This is a genomic window from Kitasatospora sp. NPDC059827, assembly GCF_042731675.1.
Lineage (GTDB): Bacteria > Actinomycetota > Actinomycetes > Streptomycetales > Streptomycetaceae > Kitasatospora.
Genome location: NZ_JBHWIV010000048.1, coordinates 33,227 through 53,985, shown reverse-complemented (window position 1 = coordinate 53,985; position 20,759 = coordinate 33,227). Strand labels below are relative to the sequence as shown.

The following is a 20,759-nucleotide window of genomic DNA, read 5'->3' as shown; positions in this document are numbered from 1 at the left end:
ATGACCTCCTCCTCCATCACCACCACCACCGATGGGAACGGCGGTGCTCTCGCGGACCGCGAGGGGAACCGCCGACAGGTGCTGTACTGGCAGCTGCTGGCGCGCCTGTTCGACCCGGCGGAGCAGCCCGCGCTGGAGACGGCGAGCCTGGCCGTCGTCGAGGACCTGGGCCTGCCCGCGGGCCTGCTGGACCCTCGTACGTCCATCGACTCGCTCGTCCAGCGCCACCCCGGCCTGGCAGCGGAGTTCGACGGCCTCCTGGCGCCGGGCACCGACACCGAAACCGACGCCGACGCCAACGCCGACACCGACACCGAAACCGACGCCGCAGGCCCGGTCGGGGCCCGCGACCGGGCCGCCGAGGTCCGGCGCGCGGCCCTGTACTCCAAGATCCTCCTCAACGCCCTCGCCACCGGCTCCGGCACGGTGACCGCGGGCCAGCTCTCCCGCTGGCAGTCCGACGCGGGATGGCTGGAGCGCGCCCTCGGCTGCAAGCCCGGGGAGCTGCGCGCCGGCCGCCACGCCGGCCTCGGCCGTCACGCCGGTACCGGGATCGGCACCCCTGGGACCCCCGGCACCCCCGGGACCCCGGACCTGTCCACGCTGATCCCCGTGATCGGACCCGAACTCGCCGCCATCGAGGCCGATCTGGTCAAGCGGATGCGCCTGCGCGAAGTCCTCGCGGACAGCAAGCTCGCCTCCCGCCTCACCCCGAGCATGTCGCTGATCGAGCAGCTGCTGCACGACAAGGGCAACCTCGACGGCACCGCGCTCGCCAACGCCAAGGCCCTGATCCGCCGGTTCGTCGACGAGGTCGCCGAGGTGCTGCGCACCCAGGTCGAGAAGGCCACGGCGGGGGAGCTGGACCGCTCGGTGCCGCCGAAGCGGGTGTGGCGCAACCTGGACCTCAAGCGCACGGTCGAGAAGAACCTCGTCAACTGGAGCCCCGACGACGAGCGGCTCTACGTCGACCGGCTCTACTACCGGCACACCACCCGCAAGACGACGCCGCAGCGCCTGATCGTGGTCGTGGACCAGTCCGGCTCGATGGTCGACTCGATGGTCAACTGCACCATCCTCGCCTCGATCTTCGCCGGCCTGCCCAAGGTCGACGTCCACCTGGTGGCGTACGACACCCGCGCCGTCGACCTCACCCCGTGGGTCCACGACCCGTTCGAGACGCTGCTGCGCACCCAGCTCGGCGGCGGCACCGACGGTACGGTGGCCATGGCCCTCGCCCAGCCGAAGATCGCCGAGCCGGTCAACACCGCCGTCGTGTGGATCTCCGACTTCTACGAGTGGCGCGGCGAGGAGCTGTTCGCGCAGATGGCCGCCGTGCACCGCTCCGGTGTGAAGTTCATCCCGGTCGGCTCGGTCACGAGTGCGGGCCGGGGCAGCGTCAACCCGTGGTTCCGCCAGCGGTTCAAGGACCAGGGCACCCCGGTGCTCTCCGGCCACATCAACAAGCTGGTCCACGAGCTCAAGACGTTCCTGACCTGAGCGCCGCACCGCGCCGCACCCGTTCATCCCCCGATCCCACGCCGCAGAAAGGCTCCTGCCCGATGTCCGACATGCTCCGCGCCCCCGCCGAGACCAAGTACGCCGACGAGCTGGACTACCTGGAGTCGGTCGACTCCGGCCCGAAGCCGTCCACGTGGCGGCTGTCCCCGAAGATGATCCGCACCTTCGTCCTCGGCTCCGAGCCCTCCGACGGCCTGGAGCGCGAGACCGCCCAGAAGTGGTTCGGCGAGCGCAGCGTGGTCGAACGGGCGATCGTCACGCTCGCCTCCGACCGCGGCCTGCTGCTGCTCGGCGACCCCGGCACCGGCAAGAGCTGGCTCGCCGAGCTGCTGGCCGCCGCCGTGTGCCGCAACTCCACCCAGGTCGTGCAGGGTACGGCCGGCACCACCGAGGACCACATCAAGTACTCGTGGAACGTGTCCATGGTGATCGCCAAGGGCCAGTCGCGCGCGTCCATGATCCCCTCGCCGATCATGACCGCGATGGAGACCGGCACGATCGGACGCTTCGAGGAGCTCACCCGCTCCACCAGTGACGTCCAGGACGCGCTGATCTCCATCCTCTCCGAGAAGTACGTGTCGGTGCCCGAGTTGAAGGGCGAGGACGGCACGGTGTTCGCCAAGCCCGGCTTCGCGGTGATCGCCACCGCCAACAGCCGCGACCGCGGCGTCAACGACCTGTCGTCGGCGCTCAAGCGGCGCTTCAACTTCGTCCAGATCCCGGTGGTGACGGACAAGCGGAGCGAGGCGGAGATCGTCCGCTTCCGCACCGAGGAACTGCTGCGCCGCCACCAGATCGAACTGGACGTGCCGCCCACCCTGCTGGACGTACTGCTGCGCTCCTTCGAGGACCTGCGCGCCGTCGCGACGGCGGCGGGCAGCGACGACGAGCGGCTGGAGTCGGCCTTGTCCACCGCGGAGCAGATCGGCGTACTGGAGGACGCCATCCTGCACAGCAACTTCTTCGGCGAGCGCGCGCTCACCGCCCACGCCCTCGGCTCCTCCCTGGTCGCCTCGCTCAGCCGCCGCGCGCCCGAGGACACCAGCATCCTCACCAAGTACCTGGCCAACACCGTCCACCAGCGCAGCGAGCAGGAGGGCGGCGAGTGGCCGCAGTTCCTCGCCGCCGGCCTGGAGACCCTCAAGGCGCTCGCATGAGCCGCGCCTCCACCCGGGTGCCCGCCGCCGGCGGGCACCCGGGCCCCGACACGTTCAGCGCGCTGCGGAGCCAACTCGACGCGGCTGCCGCCGAGTTCGCCGACGGCCCCGGCGCCCTGGACGGCATCCTCCTCGGCCTCGTGAGCGACGTCGAGCGCGCCCTGCGCGAGCCGCTGGAGATCTTCCCCGTCTGCCACCACTCGCCGGCCTCCGCCACCGCGATGGCCCGCCACCTGCGTGCCCGGCAGCCGAGGACGGTCTTCCTCGAACTGTGCGAGGACATGGCCCCGTTGCTCACCGAGCTGCGCAACTGCCGCCTGCCGGTGGCCGTCCAGGCCTTCGCCACCCGGATCGACGGGTTCCCCGCCGACTGGGCGCCGCTGTCCGTCGTCGCGCCGATCACCGAGGCCTCCGCCGAGTACCAGGCCATCGCGTACGCGCTGGAGACGCCCGGCGTGGACCTGGTCCTCGTCGACCGGTCCTCGGACCACGTCTTCCAGTGGCAGCCCCGCCCGGACGCCCCGGACACCGTGGACGGCTCGGACGGCTCGGACGCTGCGGAGGCCGCCGCCGGCCAGGCCGACGTGGGCGCGGCTGCCTCCGAGGAGGCCGCACTGCACGGCGGCGCGGTCGGCGTCGAACTGGGCGACCTGCGGCCCCGCTTCGCCGACCTCGAACGGCACCTGCTGCGCCACGGCAAGGTGCGGCACTGGTCGGAGTGGTGGCACCAGTACGTCGAGGGGCCGCTCGGCGACGCCGACCACGACACCTACCGGCAGGTCATGTTCCTGATCGGCAGCCTCTTCCGCCGCCTGGCGCCCGGCGACCCGGACCGGGTGCGGGTGGACGAGGACCGCGAGCGGTACATGTGGACCCGCATCCGCGAGCACCTGGCCGCCACCGGCGCCGACCCGGCGCAGAGCGTCTACGTCTGCGGCGCCTTCCACGCCGCCAGCCGGGTCGAGGAGTTCGGCCTCCACGGCACCGACACCTTCGCCGTGCCCCCGCGCACCGCCACCGAGTGGCAGTACGGCCTGATCCCCTCCAGCCACACCGCCATCGAGAGGCAGTTCGGCCTCGAAGGCGGGTCGGTGTCGATCGCCGCCGCCCAGTGGGGGAAGAACCTCAAGCGCACCCGGGTCCAGCCCTACCGGCTCAAGGGCCAGGCCGGTGCCGGGGCGAAGGCCACCCGCGCCCGCAAGGCGGCCGTCCTCGTCCCCGTCGCGGACGGCGACAGCACCGACAAGCTGGCCGGATTCCTGCAACGACCGCCCGCTCTGGACCAGTTGGACCAGGAGGAACTGCTCGGCTGGTCCGTGGAGATCGTGCGCGCGGCCCGCCGCAACGGCTACCTCGCCTCCACCGCCGACGCCATCGCCGTGTACGAGACGTCCATCCTCCTCGCGGGCATGCGCGACCGCGCCCGCCCGACCCCGTACGACTTCCAGGACGCGGCCGTCACCTGCATCGAGAAGGAGACCGTGCCCGGCCGGCGCGACGTCCGCCGCCTGGTCGAGATCATGATGGGCGGCGACCGGATCGGCCAGGTCGGCTACGAGTCGCTGCCCCCGCTGGCCCGCGACGTCCACGACCGCCTCGCCCCGCTCGGCCTCAACCTCCAGGCCCGCGGCGTCAAGCGCGCGCTGCTGGACATCAAGTCCCAGCCCGACCTGCGCCCCTGCTCCGACGTGCTCTGGATGCTGCGCCACCTGATCCCCGACGCCGCCCGCCCGATCATGGGCGAGCGCACCCTCGGCGACGAACCCAAGCAGGAGTCCTGGGACCTCTCGCTCGGCACCCACCAGCGCGCCCTGATCGAGCTCGGCTACGAAGGCGTCACGCTCGAACAGGTCCTCGAGCAGCGGCTTCGCCGGGAGGCCAACGCCCCGCAGGCCAACGCCGCCGTCGTCCTGCGGACCGTGGAGGACGCCACCCTGTACCTCGGCAGCCGGCGGCTCGCCGACGAACTCGGCGCCCGCGCCCTCCAGGTGCTGACCACCGAGCGCAGCGTCGACGGCGCCCCCGAGGTGCTGCGCCGGGTCCGGAGGCTGCTGGCGTTCTACCGGACCGGCGAGCCGGTCCTGCCCCGGTGGATCGAGCGGTTCGCCGAGGCCGGGTACGCCCACTACTGCGCCCTGCTGCCCACCGCGTTCACCGACGAGACGGCGACGGTGCGCCAGGTCGCGGCCATGCTGAGCTTCCTGTTCAGCATGGAGGGCCTGGCCCTGTCCCTGGGCGGCGACCGCGCCCAACTCGAACTCGCCGTCGCCCGGTCCGACCCGCAGGACCAGTCCAAGCGCGCCCTGCTGTGGGCCGCGCGGGTCCACCTCGGCCACCTCACCCGCCAGGACCTGCGCGAGCGCTGCGACGAACTGCTCGGCAACCCGCTCCTGCTGCCCGCCTACCCGCGCTACCTCAGCGGGCTGCTCCACGCGCTGGAGCCGGTGCCCAGCCTGGTCGACCTCGTCGTCGAGGCCGTCTCGCATGCCTTCGCCCGCCTGCCCGACCCGGTCCTGCTGCCGTGGCTGCCGACCCTGATCACCACCCTGCGCAGCGGCGGCGCCGAGCTCGCCCCGAAGCTCACCAAGGAGGCCGGACGCATCTTCCCCGGCCGGCTCACCGAACTGGACACCTGGGTGCCGCCGTGGCTGGCACCGGCGCCCCAGCCGGTCCAGCCCGGCGGCGGCACCGCCGGCCGGGGCTCCGCCCTGCTCGCAGCGCACCCCGCCGGTTGCGACGCGCTCGCCGCCCTCCTGGGCTGCGACGGGTCCTGGACGGCGCCGCCGACCCCGGCGGGCTCGGCGCTCCTCGGCCGGCACCCCGAGACGGCCGGCGCCCTGGCGTCCCTGCTCGGCGCCGCCTGAGCGGGCGGAGGGCGGAGGGCGGACGGACGCTGACGGCGCGGGGGCGGTCCCGCCGACTTCGGACCGCCCCCCGCGCCGTCGCCACCGGCCCACGACACCCCTCAGCGGGGCGACGGGATGAGGACGGTGCGGTCGAACGGGCCGCCGTGCGAGGCGGCGTACGCGACGGCCTCGTTGACCGCGTCGAGGCCGAACGGCCGGACCCGTTCGGGGGCGAGGTCCAGGGCGCCCGAGGCGAGCAGCCGGATGATGCCGACGTTCGCCGTGCGCGGGTACATCCACTGGCCGCGTACGGTGACCGAGTTGCGCATGAGCCACGGGTAGGGGAGTGCGAGGTCGTCGCCACCGAGCATGCCGACGCCGCCCATGAGGACCACGCGCCCGTACTCGCGCACGGTCATGGCCGCCGTGCGCGCGACCGAGCTGGGGGCGCTCGGCGGTAGCAGGTCGAGCACCATGTCGATCGGGCCGTCGCCCGCCGCGACCATCGCCGTGCGGTCGTCGGCCTCGTCCCCGGTGAGCGGGACGGGGCGCACCCGGGGGCCGAACCGGTCGGCGAGGAGGTCGAGCGCGGCCCGGTTGCGGCCGGGGGCGACCACCCGGCCCGCCCCCATCGCCAGCGCGAGTGCGACCGCGCTGCTGCCGAGGTTGCCGGTCGCCCCGCTGACGAGCAGCGTCTCACCGGCCGCGAGCCCGCCGGCCAGCAGCCCGCCGTACGGGATGACGTGCACGCCGAGCGCGGCCCACCGGGCCGGGTCGTCCCCGGCCGCCGGGGGCAACGGGTAGACGTTCTCCGTCGGGACCCGCATGAGCTCGGCGAAGGACCCGTCGTGCAGGTACCGGGCGAGCCGGGCGCCGCCCTCGCCGCGCGAGCTCCAGCCCTGGAGCGTGATGTCGGGCGTCAGGGCGTCGTCCCGGGAGCGCACCGTGCAGTCGCACCACACCAGGTCGCCGACCCGCAGCCGGGTGGCGTCCGGGCCCACCTGGACGACCCGTGCCACGCCGCCGATGCCGGGCACGACGGGCGGCACGAGGGGGTACTTCCGCTCGCCGCCGAACACCTCGGCCGCGTACGGGGCCACGGAGGCGGCGAGCACCCGGACCACCACCTCGCCGCCGCGGGCCTCGGGGTCGGGCACCTCCCGCACCGTGAGCGGGGCACCGAACCGCGTCAGGACTGCTGCTCGCACGTGTGAGCCTCCGTGTTCGTCCATGGTCGTGTTCATCCGTCTCCGGACGTCTCCGGACGTCTCCGGACGTCTCCGTCCGTGCTCGTCGTGATCGACCCTAGGAGCCCGAGGGGCATGCGGGAAGCGACGATCGGGCATGTGTGGTATGCGTATGCGGCATGGACGTCTCCAGTACCGGCCTGCGGGTCCTGCGACAGATCGCGGAGTCCGGCAGCTTCACCGCAGCCGCCGCCCGGCTCGGCTACACCCAGTCGGCGGTCTCACGCCAGGCCGCCTCCCTCGAACGGAGCGCGGGCACCGCCCTGTTCGAACGCCGCCCCGACGGAGTGCGGCTCACTCCTGCCGGCCTGACCCTGCTGCGCCACGCCCGTACGATCCTGGACAGCCTGACCGCGGCCGAGCGCGACCTCACCGGCACCGCCCCGCAGGCCGAAGTGCTGCGGCTCGGACTGTTCCTGAGCGCGGGCGCGGGCCTCCTGCCCCCTGCGCTCGCCCGCCTCGCGGCAACCGACCCGCAGATCACGGTCACGACCACCGAGGGCGCCACGCCCACCCTGGTCCGGGCTCTGCGCGCGGGTTCGATCGACCTCGCCGTGCTGACCTCCCGCCCGCCCCACCGCCCTGTGGACGGCGAGTCGCCGCGCCTGCACGTGGAGACCGTCGCGGACACCGAACTGCTCTTGGCGGCGCCTTCGACCGGAGGGTTCGCCGGCCGCACCGCGGTGCACGTCGACGAACTGCTCGACGTCCGGTGGATCGCCACCCCCGCGTCCGGCTCCGAGCCGCTGCTCGGCGTCTGGCCCGGCCTGCCCGGCCGGCCGCGCATCGTCCACTCCGCGCGCGACTGGCTGACGAAGCTCCACCTGGTCGCCGGCGGCTTCGGGGTGACGACGGTGCCCGCCCGGCTCGCGCCGCTGCTGCCGTCCGGGGTGAGCCTGCTGCGCGTCGAAGGCGCCCCGCCCGAGATCCGCCGGATCCTGGTGGCCCGACTCCCCGGCCGCCCGACCCCGACCGTCACGGCCGTCACCCGGGCCATCGTCGCCACCGCCTGATCCGGGTGGGCACCCGAGCCCCCCAGCCCCCCAGCCCCCCCAGCCCCCCGACCCCCGCGAATGTGAACGGACGATGGGGCTCGATGCCCCTCTGCTGCGGGGGTGTTTCGTTCTCATGTCCATGTCCCCTGGTCACTGGCGCTACGACACCAGTCGTACACAGACTCGGATCCGCACGACCGTGCCGTCCGACTCCGTCCGACTCCCAGCTCCAGGAAGTTCTGCCGCCATGCGCACCTCCCTCAGACCCGACGTCCCCCAGGCGCTTCCGCCGCACCTGGTGGGGAGGTGCGCTCCGTGCTCCGGTACGTGACCCGCAGGGCGGCGGGCTGGCTCCTGGTGATCGCCGTGGCCACCAACGCCACCTACTTCCTGGCCAGTTGGTTCCTCGACCCGCGCTCGAACTTCAAGGAGCTGCGCCCGGTCCGCACCGAGGAGCAGCTGTCCCGGGCCCTGGCCCCGTACAACCTCGACCCGCACGAACCGCTGCTCCACCGCTGGTGGGACTGGCTGACCGGCGTGGTCGTGCACTTCGATTGGGGCCGTTCCCCGGTCGGGGTCGAGGTGAACGGGGAGATCGGCTACCGCTCCCTGGTCAGCGCCGAGTTGGTGATCGGCGCGACCGTGCTGTCGGTCGTCGTCGGTGTCGCGCTCGCGGTCCACACCGCCTCGCGCCAGTACGGCTGGCGGGACCGGGCGGCCCAGGCCGTGTCCATGGCGCTGTTCAACGTCCCGGTGTCCATCGCCGCCCTCGCGCTGGTGCTGCTGGCCATCCGGTTGAACGAGCAGGCCGGCTGGCACTTCCTGTACGTCGCGGGGGAGAACTCGCCCGACGTGGAAGGGTTCTGGGCGACGCTCGGTGACCGGCTGCTGCACCTGATCCTGCCGACGCTGACGCTCACCCTGACGGGGTACGTGGGCTACCACCTCACCCAGCGCTCCCTGCTGCTGGACGTCATCGGCTCCGACTTCGTGCGCACCGCCCGGGCCACCGGGCTCACCCGCGCCCAGGCGATCCGCCGGCACGCCCTGCGCACCGCGCTGATCCCCACCGCCCAGTCCGTGGCGTTCAGCATCCCGGCGGTCTTCACCGGCGCGGTCCTCACGGAGACGATCTTCGGCTGGAACGGCATGGGCCAGTACTTCATCCAGACCATCAGCAAGAACGACGTCCACGGCACGGTGGCGACCGCCGCCTTCGCCGCCGCCCTGACGGCGGTCGGCGCGATCCTCGCGGACATCGCCACCGTCCTCCTCGACCCGAGAGTGCGGGTGAACTGAGATGGGCACCTCCGTGAGCTCCTCCATGAGCCCCGACGCGACCTCCGAGGGCGCGCTCGCCACGGCAGCCGCACCCGCCACCGGCAGGCCCGACGTGCACGACGGGCACGACGGGCGCTACCTGGGCCGTCGCCGCCTCTACCTGCGGCGCTTCCTGCGCAACCGGACCGCCGTCGCCGGCGTGGTGATCTTCCTGCTGCTCGTGCTGTTCAGCGCGCTCGGCGACCTCCTCACCCCGTACGGCTACGCCGACGCCGACTTCTCGGCACTGACCCAGGCCCCCGGCGCCGAGCACTGGTTCGGCACCAACCAGGGCGGCAACGACGTCTACGCCGCCGTCGTGCACGGCCTCCAGCGCTCGCTGGTGATCGCGGTGAGCGTGTCCGCGCTGACCGTCGCCATCGCCGCGGTGGTCGGCGCGGGCGCGGCCTACCTCGGGGGCCGGGTGGAGAAGGCCACCCTCGCCGTCATCCACTTCCTGCTGATCGTGCCCTCCTTCCTCGTCCTCGCCCTGGTCTCGCACCGGCTGGCGGGCGACTGGCGGGTCCTCATCCTGGTCCTGACGGTGTTCGGCTGGATGTCCACCGCGCGCGTGGTCTGGTCGGTGTCGACGTCCCTGCGCGAGCGCGACTACGTGCGCGCCGCCGAGTACATGGGCGTGCGCCCCCTGCGCATCGTGCTGCGCCACATCATCCCGAACCTGGGCTCCCTGCTCATCGTCAACCTCACCCTGGGCGTGGTCTCCACCGTGCTCAGCGAGACCGCCCTGTCGTTCCTCGGCTTCGGCGTGCAGACCCCGGACGTGTCGCTGGGCACGATGCTCGCCGACGGCGCGGGCACCATCACCAGCGCCCCCTGGCTCTTCGCCTTCCCCGCCGGGCTGACCGTCCTGCTCACCGTCTCGATGACCTTCGTCGGCGACGGCCTGCGCGACGCCCTCGACCCCACGTCCACCACCGGCGCGGCAGGAGCCCGACGATGACCTTCGCACCCGCCCGCCGTACCGGGCCCGCAGCGGCTCCCGCGGCCGCCCCGACGGCCGATCCAACACCCGGCCCCGTACCCGACCGCCGTACCGCCCCCGTGCCCGCCCCCGTCCTCTCCGTACGCGACCTGCGGGTCTCCTTCCCCTCCGAGGCCGGCCCGGTGGAGGCCGTGCGCGGCATCGACTTCGACCTGCTGCCCGGGCGCACCCTGGGCATCGTCGGCGAGTCCGGCTCGGGCAAGTCCGCCACCGCCCTCGCCGTCATGGGCCTGCTGCCGCCCACCGCGCGCCTCGGCGGCCGGATCCTGCTGGGCGGCCGCGACCTCGCGGCGATGGACGACAAGGCCCTCTCCCGGGTGCGCGGCAAGGACATCGGCATGGTCTTCCAGGACCCGATGTCCGCGCTCACGCCCATCTACAGCGTCGGCCGACTGCTCTCCCAGGCCCTGCGCGTGCACCGGGACCTCTCGAAGCAGGACGCGTGGGAGCAGGCGGTGGAACTGCTCGACCTGGTCGGCATCCCCGACCCGCGCGAACGCGCCAAGTCCTTCCCGCACGAGTTCTCCGGCGGCATGCGCCAACGCGTCGTCATCGCCCTGGCCATCGCCAACAAGCCCTCGGTCCTCGTCGCCGACGAACCCACCACGGCCCTCGACGTCACCGTCCAGGCCCAGATCCTGGACGTGCTGCGCCTGGCCCAGCGCGAGACCGGCGCCGGCCTCGTCCTGATCACCCACGACCTGGGCGTGGTGGCGGGCCACGCCGACGAGGTCGCCGTCATGTACGCGGGGCGGATCGTCGAGCACGCGAGCGTCGACGAGCTCTTCCGCCGCCCCACGATGCCGTACACCGCCCGCCTGCTGGCCAGCGTCCCCACCGTGGACAGCGGCGTCGAACGGCCCCTGATCCCGGTCGGCGGGGAGCCGCCGTCCCTGGTCGGCCTGCCCGGCGGCTGTCCCTTCGCGCCCCGCTGCGCGGTGGCCCAGGACGTGTGCCGGACCACCGAACCGGTCCTGACCGCAGTGGACTTGACGGCCCCGGGCCCTGACTCGACCGCCCCTGGCCCGACCACCGCGAGCCCGACCGCTCTGAGCGGGCCGCAGCACAGCCGCGTCGCCTGCCACCGCGCGCAGGAGATCGCCGACGGAACCCTCGACCCGGCCGGGGAGGCCGCCCCCGTACCGCGGGCCGGCGCCGGGGAGCGGACCGTCGGCGAGGTGGTCCTGCGCGTGGAGGACCTGGTCAAGACGTTCCCCGTCACCAAGGGCGCCCTCCTCAAGCGCCGGGTGGGCACCCTGCACGCCATCAACCACGTCAGCTTCGAGGTGCGCGCGGGCGAGACCCTGGGCCTGGTGGGGGAGTCCGGCAGCGGCAAGACCACCACCCTGCGCGAGGTGCTGCGGCTGCGCGCCCCCGAGGGCGGCCGTATCGAGGTGGCCGGCACCGACGTCGCCACCCTCCACTCTGCGGCCCAGGTACGCGAGCTGCGGCGCGACGTCCAGATCGTCCTCCAGGACCCGACGGACGCCCTCGACCCCCGCCTGACCGTCTTCGACCTGCTGGCCGAACCGCTCCAGGCCGCCGGCGCCGACCGGGCGGCCGTCCGCTCCCGGGTCACCCGGCTGCTGGACGTGGTGGGCCTGGACCGCGCCATGGGCGACCGCTTCCCCGCCGCCCTGTCCGGCGGCCAGCGCCAGCGCGTCGGCATCGCCCGTGCCCTGGCCCGGGAGCCGAAGCTGCTGGCCCTGGACGAGCCGCTGTCCGCGCTGGACGTCTCCGTGCAGGCCGAGATCATCAACCTGCTCGCCCGGCTCAAGCGCGAACTGGGCCTGGCCTACCTGCTGGTGGCCCACGACCTGGCCGTGGTGCGCTACGTCTCCGACCGCATCGCGGTGATGTACCTCGGACACATCGTCGAGTCCGGCGCCACCGAGGAGATCTTCGCCCGGCCCCGGCACCCGTACACCAAGGCCCTGCTGTCGGCGATCCCGGTGCCCGACCCGGCACGCGAGCGCCACCGCGAGCGCATCGTCCTCGCGGGCGAGCAGCCCAGTGCCACCCGCCTCCCGGAGGGCTGCGTGTTCGTCGACCGCTGCCCGCTGTACCGGGAGGCCGACGAGGCCGTACGGACCCGCTGCCGCACCGAGCGGCCGGCGACCGCCGTCGCCCCGGACGGCTCCGACCACCAGTACGCCTGCCACGCGGTCTGACCCCGCCCCGGCAGCACCCTGCCCCTTCCCCTGTTCGCCGATCCCACCGATCCCACCGATTCCCACAAGGACATCCCATGCGTCGGAAGCTCGCTCTGCCCCTCGCGCTCGTCGCGGCCGTCACGGTCGCGGCCACCGCGTGCTCCTCCTCGTCCTCCTCCGGCGGTTCCTCCTCCGCGGGAGGCGCCGGGCAGAACGCCAAGAACGCCGCCAAGGTCGCGTCCTCGGTCACCGACTACAACCCGCAGCCGTACGACAACGTCAAGGACGGCGGCACCTACACCACCGCGGGCACCTTCGACGAGCAGGGCAACCCCTTCAACGTCAACGGGACCCTGAACTCCGTGCGGATCTGGTCCTGGTACAACGCCGACGCCATCACCTACTCGCCCACCGGCGAGGTCCAGTACAACCCGGACTACTACAGCGACGTGAAGGTCTCCGTCGAGGGCGGCGACCAGAAGGTCGTCATCACCCTCAACCCCAAGGCCGTGTTCAACGACGGGACCCCCATCGACTGGCGGGCCATCGAGGCCACCTGGAAGGCCAACAACGGCTCGAACAAGGACTACGCGGCCAACTCCACCGACGGCTACGACCGCATCACCTCCGTCACCCGGGGCGCGGACGACAAGCAGGCGGTCATCGCCTTCAAGGGCGTCAACCCCTCCTGGTCGGCGCTGTTCACCACCTTCCTGCACCCCGAGGCCGCCACCGTCGACAACTTCAACAAGGCGTACGTCAAGACGGCCCACCCCGAGTGGGGCACCGGACCGTACACCGTCGGCACCTGGGACGCCCACTCCGGCAACATCACCTTCGTGCGCAACCCCAACTGGTGGGGCAGGAAGGGCAAGCTGGACAAGCGGGTCTACGTCAACCTGGAGAGCGGCGCCTCGATCAACGCCTTCAAGAACGGCGAACTCGACTACACCTCCGCCGTGGACGCGGAGAACCTCAAGCAGGTGAAGGCCGTCAAGGACGCCGAGATCCGCAGCGGCGGCAGCCCCTTCGAGTACTCGCTGTACCTCAACACCAAGTCCCCGCTCCTCGGCGACCTCCAGGTCCGCAAGGCGGTGCAGGAGAGCATCGACCGCCCGCAGATAGCGAAGATCCAGTTCCAGGGCCTGGACTACACCGAGCCGCTGCCCGGCTCCGCCGTGCTCTACAGCTTCCAGCAGGGCTACCAGGACAACGTCGCCGCCGTGTTGAAGTACGCCCCGGACGAGGCCCGGAAGACTCTGGACGCGGCCGGCTGGACGCCCGGTCCCGACGGCATCCGCACCAAGGACGGCAAGCAGCTCGCACTCGGCTACACCCTGCTCGGCGACGACCCGATCGAGAAGGCCACCGCCTCCGCGCTCACCGCGATGCTCAAGTCCGTCGGCGTGAAGCTGGACATCAACAAGGTCTCCTCGAACGACTTCTCCAAGGTGCTCAGCGAGCGCCGCTTCGACCTGTTCATCTCCGGCAACCGCTCGACCGACCCCTTCGGCGCCCGCAACCTGTGCGACTTCTACTGCTCCGACCGCGACTCCAACATCACCGGCGCCGGCACCCCCGAGCTCGACCAGGAGATCCGCGCCACCGGCCAGATCGCCGACCTCGGGCAGCAGATCGAGGCCGTCAACAAGGTGGAGCAGAAGGCCCTCCAGCAGTACGCCTTCCTGCCGCTCTACAGCGGCCCCTCCACCTACGGCATCAAGAAGGGCCTCGCCAACGTCGGCGCCACCATCTTCTACAGCCCGCTGCCCGAGACCATCGGCTGGCAGAAGTAGCAACCCCCACCCGCCTGCGCGTCCACCGCTACCGCGACCGCTACCGCCACGGCTACTGGTCGGCGGTCCCGATGCGGTGGACGCGCAGGCCCCGGCGCCGGGGCTCCAACGCGGACACGACGCGCCGGATCAGGGCCCCTGCCACACGCTCACCTGGAGGGTGACGTAGGTCGGCGAATTCTCGTTGACAGACGTCACCTGTACGCCCGCGATCAGTCCCGGCCGCTCGAGGATGCAGAAGACGGACCCGGGCGTGCTGGGCGCACCGGTGATGAACTGGGTCCCCGTGGAGCAGGCCTGGTAGGTCGGCGTGCTCCCGTTCGGCAGGGCGAGCATCCTCTCCGACGTGCCGGCTTCGATCTGCTGCCCTCCCTGGTCCGCCTTCCACGAGATGTCCCCGCTGGAGTTGGTGGCGCCGACGATGTCGGGCTGCGTGGGCTTCTGGGGCCCCAGCGGTGCGTAGTAGAGCGCGGGGAGCTGGAAGCTGTACGACCCGCGCAGTGCCCCGGCGGCGCCGGTCGGCCCGGGGGACACGGGTGACACGGTGGCGGTGTCGGAGACCGAGGGCACCGGAGGCACCGGGGCCGTCGGGGGAGCGGGAGAAGGTGACCTCCACTCGGTCTGCGTCACCGTCACCGTCGGGCTCGGCGTGGCGGCTTGGGTGCCACCGTAGAAGGCCCCGCCGATCGCCGTCACCAGAGCCGCGGCCGCGGTGATGATCCCCGGCAGTGTGGTGAAGAAGGTGACGAAGCGGGTCGGCCCCCCGGGGCCGGCTGGTGAGTCCTGATCCGACGTCATTGCGGCCCCCTCGGGCTTTGTGATGCATCGTCAGCAACGCGGAGCATAGCCCTCCGGGCGCGTTCGGGCGTCGGCAGTTGCCGATCCGTGACTACCCGCTGTCGCTGCCGCTGCCGCTCTGCCACATGGCCCGGAACGCACAGCTCTCCGGTCGGCGGCCGCCCGGATCCGGTCAACTCGGCACCGCGGCCGGTGGAATTCACCGAGATCGCAGGCGGCCGGGTGCCGGTGGACCCTACGCTCGCACGAACACTGTGGCGCAAAGGGGGAGTGCCGTGGCCCGTGGACCTGTCCGGCGACGCCGGTCGACCGCTGCGCGCCGGGCCCGTCGGCTGCGGCAGGCGCGGGACAACGCGGTGCTGCTGGGCGTGGCGGCCGTGATCGTCCTCGTGCTGCTCTCGGTGGCGGTGCACTGGCTGGCCCAGCACCTGCTGCTGGTGGCCGTGCTGGTCCTCGCGGGCGCGGGGGCGGGCGTCGCCGTGCTGCGCACGCGCGTCCGGGCGCGGCAGCGGGAGCTGGACACGCGTGCGGCGCAACTGCGGCACATCGGACCGTTCCTGGCGATGAGCCCGAAGGCGTTCGAGCACGCGCTGGCGGACCTGTGCCGACGGGACGGCTGCACCAAGGTCTCGGTGGTCGGCGGAGCCGGGGACCTCGCGGCGGACGTGCTGGCCACCACCCCGACCGGACAGCGGATCCTGATCCAGGCCAAGCGCTACGGGCCGCGGACGTTCGTCGGCTCGCAGGACGTCCAGCGCGTCAACGGCACCTACCGCGACGTGCACCGCTGCGACCTGGCCGCCGTGGTGACGACCAGCTCGTTCACCAAGGCCGCCGCCGCGTTCTGCGCACAGGTCGGCATCCGCGCCGTCGACCGCCGCTCCCTCGCCCGCTGGGCGGAGGGCACGGGCGGCCCACCCTGGGCGTGACCCGCCCGGCCGACGCCGACGACGGCCACGGAGGCCGTCCCCGGACTCGCCGCCCGTGACCAGCGCGGGCCGTTGTCAGAGGCGCTTGGCAGGATGATCCCCATGCTCGCCATCCACCCTGACCAGCGCCTTGACGACCGGCCCGCCCGGCCCGCTCCCCCCACCGTCCGGGGAGGCTTCGAGGTGCACCTGACCGTCGGGCCCGGTGCGGCCGACGCACTGGCCGCGTGGGCCGACGGTCACGGACTGAAGTTCACCCACATCCTGCTGGAGCGCGGTACGTCGCCCTCGCAGCCGATGCTCACCCTGCGCGCCGACGGCACGCTGGAGGAGGTCGCCGTCCTGACCGCCCGGGCCCGGGGCCGGGTCGAGCGGGCCGGATTCGCCGTGCTGCGGGCGAAGATCGAGGCCACGCCGTGGGCGGAGGGCGTCCCGGCCTCGGACGAGGATGCCGCGTCGCACGGGGCCGGCCGCTACTTCGAGCACCACGTCAAGCTGTTGCTCCCGGCCGAGGCCCAGGCTCAGCCCGCTGCCGCGGACCCGGCCCGGTTCGCCGAGCTCACCGCACTGGCCGTCCGGCACGGCGCGCACCTGTCGCGCAACCCGCGCCGGACGCGCGAGGACGGCCGGCGCGAGTGGTTCGTGACCCAGCGGTGCCGCCTGGTCGGCCTGGACACCGCGGGCCGTCGGCTGGACGCGCTGCTGCGGGACCTGGCCGCCGACGGCCGCGAAGTGGCCTCGGTGGAGCGCGAGTTCGTCGTCGTCGACAGTGACGAGAGCCTGGACGCGGGATGGATCACCGAGCCCGGGCACAGCGCCCGGCCGTACGGAGCAGGAGAGCCGATATGACCGAGGACCAGCCCCAGTCCCAGCCCCGACCCGATTCGCCCGTGGCATGGGAGGACCTGCGGTACGGCCCCTGGCAGGGCGTCCTGCTGCCCAAGCAGCCGCCGTCGGAGGACGTCCGGGAGGACCGGGACCTGCCCAGGAGCCTCCGCCCGATCGACGACGAGACGGTGACCCAGCAGCCGGTCTTCGACCCCGCGCTCGCCGGGTACGCCCGCGCCCTCCGGCCCAGCGAGCCCGCGTTCACCGACCCCGGGCTCGCCGAACGCTGGCTCACCGCGCGGCGCGAGGCGCTCGACACCGTGCTGTCCGCCGTCGCCGGCTCGCCGTGGGCCGAACATCTGGTGCTGCGCGGAAGCGTCCTGCTGCGGGCCTGGTACGGCGAACAGGCCCGTGAGCCGGGCACCTGGACTTCGTGGTCCGCCCGGTGGAGTGGCAACTGGAGGACGAGCGCACCGAGCGCATGCTCGGCGAACTCGCCACCGCCGCCGAACGCCTCTCGGGCGAGGTGCGGCTGCACGCGGACCAGGCGCTCAGCGACGAGATCTGGACGTACAGCCGGATCCCCGGGCGCAGGCTCGTCCTGCCGTGGTCGGCGCCGGGCGTCCCGGGCGGGAGCGTCCAGCTCGACTTCGTCTTCACCGAGCACCTGCCCGTCGCGCCGCAGTCCTACCGGCTCCCGGGCGTCACCGGACCGCTGCTCGGCGCGACGCCGGAGCTCTCCCTGGCCTGGAAGCTCCTGTGGCTGGTGTCCGACAGCCACCCCCAGGGCAAGGACCTCTACGACGCGATCCTGCTCTCCCGCACCGCCGAGGTTCCTTACGCGCTGCTGCGGCAGGTCTTCACCCAGTCCGACGAGTCCTGGTCGCGCTGGCCGGTCCTCCCGGAGCAGATCAGCGGACTGGAGGTCGACTGGGGCGAATTCGCCAAGGACCACCCGCAGTTCACCGAACCCGTCGAGGAGTACCCGGCCCACCTGCTCGCCGCGCTCCACCCGACCTTCGCCGACCGCGGCGAGTACGCACTGCGCGCCCGGTGGCTGGCCCCGCTGATCGAGGAACTGCGGGACGTACTGGCGAGCGAGGGCATGGAGGAGGTCCAGCAACGGATGGCCCGCCGCCACATGCTCCCGGACAACACCCTGGTGATCACCTGCGAACTCCTCGGCGGCGACCTCACCGCTGCCGACCGAGCCGTCGCCGACCACGTCGGAATCCCGCCGCGCCGGATGACCCACCTCCTCGCGGAGGCCGCCTCGCGCTACGGGGTCGAGCTCGCGCGCGACGGCCGGGCGGGCGCCGCCGGCTGAGGCCGCTCCGGGCCGTACCGACCCCGGGGTCGGTACGTGTCCACCCTCACCGTGGTTCAGGGCCGCCAGCGCGGCGCCTCGTCATCAGGCGTGTCCGGACTGGCGAAGTGGAAGGGCACCGACAGGTGGGCGGCAAGGGCGCGGCCGGCCCGCTCGGCGGCCACCGCCGCCAGGTGACGCGGGTGGTGGCCCTCCTCCCCACCCAGGTACCGCTCGGCCGTCGACCAGTAGACGGTGGCCAGGTGCACATCCTCTGCGGGATCAGCGGTGACGGCCAGCAACCGCACGAACCAGTCGTGGACGGTGTCACCGTCCCAGACCGCCTCGACCACCACGACACGGCCGACGCACCCGGCCGCCCGGTACGCCAGCGACTCCAGGTCCAGCGGGCTCTCGGGGGTGCGGGCGATCCGGTCCCCGTAGTGGAGGGCCCGGTCGTCGGCGATCAGTTGGGCGGTACCGAGCCCGATGTCGTGGGACACGAGGCCGACGCTGGTGATCACACGCACCGCCCCGAGCAGGGAGTCCTGGAGGACGTACCCGTCGATCTCCTCCCGGATACCGGCCGGCAGGCCCTCCCACCACGCGGTCCTGGCCGCCTTGTTCATGATGCCCATTACCAGCCCCCTCCCGGCGCAAGCCCCAACCGTGGAGCCCCGCCCATTCCAACCTCGCCGACCGACTGACCGAATGACCGGCCGCTTCGGACCGTCCCGTTCTCGTCGACGAGCCATTGTGGCCGATGCGTGCGAAGTACTCGCGCTCGGGCACTGCCGAGAGCCGCTTCACGGGCTCTCCGCTGCCTGGTGGAGTCACGAGTTGTCGTCGGCCGGGTGCAGAACGGCCTCGGCGATCTCGCGGACGCGGGCCAGGGTGATTCCGGTCCGCTGCTCGACGGCAAGGGGGTGGTCGGTGGGTTCGAGCTCGATGAGGGGGCGCTGACCGATCGGCCTCGTGTGGAGGTGGGTCTTGAGGTTGACGGTGCTGGACGCGTAGACGGGAAGCTCGGTGGTCAGCCAGCCGAAGTACGGCTTCTCGGACTCACGCCCCGGTGAGTCCCAGAGGTCTGCGGCGCGGGAGAAGTTCTCGCGGCTCAGGGAGACCCAGACGCCCCAGGAGAACACGTCGTTGCCGCCGATGACCGGTATCTCGATCAGGCCCTTGACGAAGTAGTGCTGTGCCTTGATGACGCACTGGTCCGACGAGAGCAGGCAGTCCGGGGCCCCGTCGAAGCTCGGGTCCCAGACGTAGGGAGCCGTTGCCGAGTAGTTCATCGGCAGCTCTGCGTGGTGCGCGTCGCAGTACGAGCAGGTGAATCCGGGATCGCTGGTCATGGCGGAAGCCTAATGATCAGCACCGACACCCGTCGGGGCCGTCATCGCGTCGCGGATGCGGCGGGTGTGTTCGGCGGCGGTGGTCTGGTCGAGGGTGGCCGGGCTGCCCTGGGGCGAGGGTGTGAAGCTCACGGAGCCGGCGGTGCTGTGGTCGGCCCAGAAGCACATGGGTGTGGTCAGCAGCGACTCCGTCCACGCTCCGCAGGTGAGTCGGCCGTGCGGGTCGTGCGGGTCCAGGGCGTCGACGTCGGACTGCGGGACCGACCAGTTGCCCCGCGGGCCCTGGGTCGCGGCGACCGCCGACGCCACCACGGCACCCGGGTCCGAGACGGTGCCCCAGGCGCCGCCGATCATCATGACTCCACCGGTGTCGGTCGTGTACCTGGCGACCAGGGCTCCGTCGAAGCTCTTGTAGCCGGTCGGCTGCGGTTGCGGGCTCGCCGGATCGCTCTCCCGGACGTCGGCGGGGCCCTTCGCCCGGTAGCCGCCGGGGAGGGAATCGGGGGCGGTCAGCCGCAGCGAGCCGGGCGCCGCACTGGCAGAACTGCTGCTCGCCGCCGAAGCGCCTGCGGGGGAGCGGGATCCGTCTCCGCAGCCTGCCAGCGCCCCCACCAGCAGCACCGAAGTCCCGACCACCGACGCGGCCTTCACGCCGCGCACACCCACCCCAAGCATCATGATCACATGATAGGGACCGGTCCGGGCGGCCGATCGGTCCGGGGGTGGTGTCAGGCCAGGAAGGCGCGGAGGAGGGAGGCCGTTGCGGCGAGGTGTTCCTCGGTGGCGCGGCGGGCGGCGGGGCCGTCGCCGGTGAGGATGGCGTGGACCATGGCCCGGTGCTGTTCGGCGGCGTGCTCGATGTTGCGGTCCAGCATGGGGATGGCGTTGAGCAGGTCGTTGAGGCGCATCCTGGCCTCGGCGATGGCCGCGGCGAGGGCGGGGGAGCCGGTGAGTTCGCCGATGGCGAGGTGGAAGCGGGAGTCCAGCTGGCGGTACTGCTCGGCGGGGGCCGCGTCCAGCTCGGTGAGCCGGTCCTCCAGGTGGGCGCGCTGTTCGGGGGAGAGGGGGCGCCGGGCGGCGGCCTCGGCGGCGCCGACCTCCAGGACCTGCCGGTAGGTCAGGGCGTCCTCCAGGGCGCCGCCGAGGTCGCGGGCGGCGCGGCGCAGGTCGGCGACGTCCGGTTCGGGCATCCGGTAGGTGACGAAGGTGCCGCCGTAGCGGCCGCGGCGGGGTTCGACGCAGTCGGCCTGCTGGAGCGTGCGGAGGGCCTCGCGCAGGGTCTCGCGGCTGACGCCGAGCCGGGCGGCGAGGTCGCGTTCGGCGGGAAGCCGGTCGCCGGGGCGGAAGACGCCGAGCTTGATCGCCTGGAGCAGTCGTTCGACGGTCTCCTCGAAGGCGTTGCCGGTCCGGATCGGGCGGAAGATCGCCCCGGCCTCCCAGTCGAGCCGTGCCTGCTCACGTGTTACGTCCACGTCCACGCCGGAATCGTACCTGCGATCGGATCT

The 20,759-nt window shown here is 72.7% G+C and carries 17 protein-coding genes; 11 read left to right on the top strand and 6 right to left on the bottom strand.

Going from position 1 to position 20,759, the window contains the following annotated elements; translation table 11 throughout:
• From ACFV8H_RS26745 to ACFV8H_RS26735, 3 genes are all read left to right on the top strand, one after another.
• A complete protein-coding gene (locus tag ACFV8H_RS26745) occupies nucleotides 1-1,500 on the top strand; it encodes a VWA domain-containing protein (protein ID WP_380404598.1) in 1,500 nt (499 codons plus the stop codon).
• Between the two features lie 62 nt (nucleotides 1,501-1,562).
• Nucleotides 1,563-2,678: an AAA family ATPase gene (locus ACFV8H_RS26740; RefSeq protein ID WP_380404595.1), complete on the top strand. Its 1,116-nt coding sequence runs from the start codon at nucleotides 1,563-1,565 to the stop codon at nucleotides 2,676-2,678.
• Nucleotides 2,675-5,542: a hypothetical protein gene (locus ACFV8H_RS26735; protein ID WP_380404592.1), complete on the top strand. Its 2,868-nt coding sequence runs from the start codon at nucleotides 2,675-2,677 to the stop codon at nucleotides 5,540-5,542. Before ACFV8H_RS26740 ends, ACFV8H_RS26735 begins: the two co-directional genes overlap by 4 nt.
• 101 nt (nucleotides 5,543-5,643) lie before the next feature.
• On the opposite strand, the gene ACFV8H_RS26730 is transcribed toward ACFV8H_RS26735, so the two are convergent.
• Nucleotides 5,644-6,732, bottom strand: a complete 1,089-nt coding sequence (locus ACFV8H_RS26730; RefSeq protein WP_380404589.1) for an alcohol dehydrogenase catalytic domain-containing protein — start codon at nucleotides 6,730-6,732, stop codon at nucleotides 5,644-5,646.
• 158 nt (nucleotides 6,733-6,890) lie between these two features.
• Between ACFV8H_RS26730 and ACFV8H_RS26725 the strand changes: the two genes are divergently transcribed.
• The 5 genes from ACFV8H_RS26725 (at nucleotide 6,891) to ACFV8H_RS26705 (ending at nucleotide 14,038) form a co-directional block, all read left to right on the top strand.
• The gene (locus ACFV8H_RS26725) at nucleotides 6,891-7,784 is read left to right on the top strand and encodes a LysR family transcriptional regulator (protein ID WP_380404586.1); all 894 of its coding nucleotides are present in this window, start codon (nucleotides 6,891-6,893) and stop codon (nucleotides 7,782-7,784) included.
• Nucleotides 7,785-8,081: 297 nt separating this feature from the next.
• Entirely contained in the window at nucleotides 8,082-9,065 is a 984-nt protein-coding gene (locus ACFV8H_RS26720) for an ABC transporter permease (RefSeq protein ID WP_380404583.1), read from the top strand.
• Between the two features lie 25 nt (nucleotides 9,066-9,090).
• Nucleotides 9,091-10,047 carry an ABC transporter permease gene (locus ACFV8H_RS26715; protein WP_380404643.1) on the top strand — a complete coding sequence of 319 codons (957 nt, stop codon included), beginning with the start codon at nucleotides 9,091-9,093 and terminating at the stop codon, nucleotides 10,045-10,047.
• Nucleotides 10,044-12,260, top strand: a complete 2,217-nt coding sequence (locus tag ACFV8H_RS26710) for a dipeptide ABC transporter ATP-binding protein (RefSeq protein ID WP_380404580.1) — start codon at nucleotides 10,044-10,046, stop codon at nucleotides 12,258-12,260. The genes ACFV8H_RS26715 and ACFV8H_RS26710 overlap by 4 nt, the downstream gene beginning before the upstream one ends.
• A gap of 77 nt (nucleotides 12,261-12,337) precedes the next feature.
• Nucleotides 12,338-14,038, top strand: a complete 1,701-nt coding sequence (locus ACFV8H_RS26705) for an ABC transporter family substrate-binding protein (RefSeq protein WP_380404577.1) — start codon at nucleotides 12,338-12,340, stop codon at nucleotides 14,036-14,038.
• Between the two features lie 129 nt (nucleotides 14,039-14,167).
• On the opposite strand, the gene ACFV8H_RS26700 is transcribed toward ACFV8H_RS26705, so the two are convergent.
• Nucleotides 14,168-14,836 (bottom strand): hypothetical protein, encoded by a 669-nt coding sequence (locus ACFV8H_RS26700; RefSeq protein WP_380404574.1) that lies wholly within the window; start codon nucleotides 14,834-14,836, stop codon nucleotides 14,168-14,170.
• Nucleotides 14,837-15,111: 275 nt separating this feature from the next.
• Between ACFV8H_RS26700 and ACFV8H_RS26695 the strand changes: the two genes are divergently transcribed.
• From ACFV8H_RS26695 to ACFV8H_RS26685, 3 genes are all read left to right on the top strand, one after another.
• The gene (locus ACFV8H_RS26695) at nucleotides 15,112-15,765 is read left to right on the top strand and encodes a restriction endonuclease (protein WP_380404571.1); all 654 of its coding nucleotides are present in this window, start codon (nucleotides 15,112-15,114) and stop codon (nucleotides 15,763-15,765) included.
• A 102-nt stretch (nucleotides 15,766-15,867) separates the two neighbouring features.
• A complete protein-coding gene (locus tag ACFV8H_RS26690) occupies nucleotides 15,868-16,614 on the top strand; it encodes a hypothetical protein (protein ID WP_380404568.1) in 747 nt (248 codons plus the stop codon).
• A gap of 424 nt (nucleotides 16,615-17,038) precedes the next feature.
• Entirely contained in the window at nucleotides 17,039-17,920 is an 882-nt protein-coding gene (locus ACFV8H_RS26685) for a nucleotidyl transferase AbiEii/AbiGii toxin family protein (protein WP_380404565.1), read from the top strand.
• Between the two features lie 56 nt (nucleotides 17,921-17,976).
• On the opposite strand, the gene ACFV8H_RS26680 is transcribed toward ACFV8H_RS26685, so the two are convergent.
• From ACFV8H_RS26680 to ACFV8H_RS26665, 4 genes are all read right to left on the bottom strand, one after another.
• Nucleotides 17,977-18,537, bottom strand: coding sequence for a hypothetical protein (locus ACFV8H_RS26680; RefSeq protein ID WP_380404563.1), 561 nt, complete (start codon nucleotides 18,535-18,537; stop codon nucleotides 17,977-17,979).
• Between the two features lie 195 nt (nucleotides 18,538-18,732).
• A complete protein-coding gene (locus ACFV8H_RS26675; RefSeq protein ID WP_380404640.1) occupies nucleotides 18,733-19,194 on the bottom strand; it encodes a DUF2199 domain-containing protein in 462 nt (153 codons plus the stop codon).
• A 69-nt stretch (nucleotides 19,195-19,263) separates the two neighbouring features.
• A complete protein-coding gene (locus tag ACFV8H_RS26670; protein ID WP_380404560.1) occupies nucleotides 19,264-19,932 on the bottom strand; it encodes a hypothetical protein in 669 nt (222 codons plus the stop codon).
• Between the two features lie 50 nt (nucleotides 19,933-19,982).
• Nucleotides 19,983-20,732, bottom strand: a complete 750-nt coding sequence (locus tag ACFV8H_RS26665) for a FadR/GntR family transcriptional regulator (RefSeq protein ID WP_380404557.1) — start codon at nucleotides 20,730-20,732, stop codon at nucleotides 19,983-19,985.
• Nucleotides 20,733-20,759 lie beyond the last annotated feature (27 nt).

Coding starts and splice junctions, on each gene's coding strand:
- ACFV8H_RS26670 (WP_380404560.1), bottom strand. CDS start 19,932: ATGATGCTTGGGGTGGGTGTGCGCGGCGTGAAGGCCGCGTCGGTGGTC.
- ACFV8H_RS26715 (WP_380404643.1), top strand. CDS start 9,091: ATGAGCCCCGACGCGACCTCCGAGGGCGCGCTCGCCACGGCAGCCGCA.
- ACFV8H_RS26680 (WP_380404563.1), bottom strand. CDS start 18,537: ATGGGCATCATGAACAAGGCGGCCAGGACCGCGTGGTGGGAGGGCCTG.
- ACFV8H_RS26735 (WP_380404592.1), top strand. CDS start 2,675: ATGAGCCGCGCCTCCACCCGGGTGCCCGCCGCCGGCGGGCACCCGGGC.
- ACFV8H_RS26675 (WP_380404640.1), bottom strand. CDS start 19,194: ATGAACTACTCGGCAACGGCTCCCTACGTCTGGGACCCGAGCTTCGAC.
- ACFV8H_RS26725 (WP_380404586.1), top strand. CDS start 6,891: ATGGACGTCTCCAGTACCGGCCTGCGGGTCCTGCGACAGATCGCGGAG.
- ACFV8H_RS26690 (WP_380404568.1), top strand. CDS start 15,868: ATGCTCGCCATCCACCCTGACCAGCGCCTTGACGACCGGCCCGCCCGG.
- ACFV8H_RS26745 (WP_380404598.1), top strand. CDS start 1: ATGACCTCCTCCTCCATCACCACCACCACCGATGGGAACGGCGGTGCT.
- ACFV8H_RS26700 (WP_380404574.1), bottom strand. CDS start 14,836: ATGACGTCGGATCAGGACTCACCAGCCGGCCCCGGGGGGCCGACCCGC.
- ACFV8H_RS26710 (WP_380404580.1), top strand. CDS start 10,044: ATGACCTTCGCACCCGCCCGCCGTACCGGGCCCGCAGCGGCTCCCGCG.
- ACFV8H_RS26705 (WP_380404577.1), top strand. CDS start 12,338: ATGCGTCGGAAGCTCGCTCTGCCCCTCGCGCTCGTCGCGGCCGTCACG.
- ACFV8H_RS26740 (WP_380404595.1), top strand. CDS start 1,563: ATGTCCGACATGCTCCGCGCCCCCGCCGAGACCAAGTACGCCGACGAG.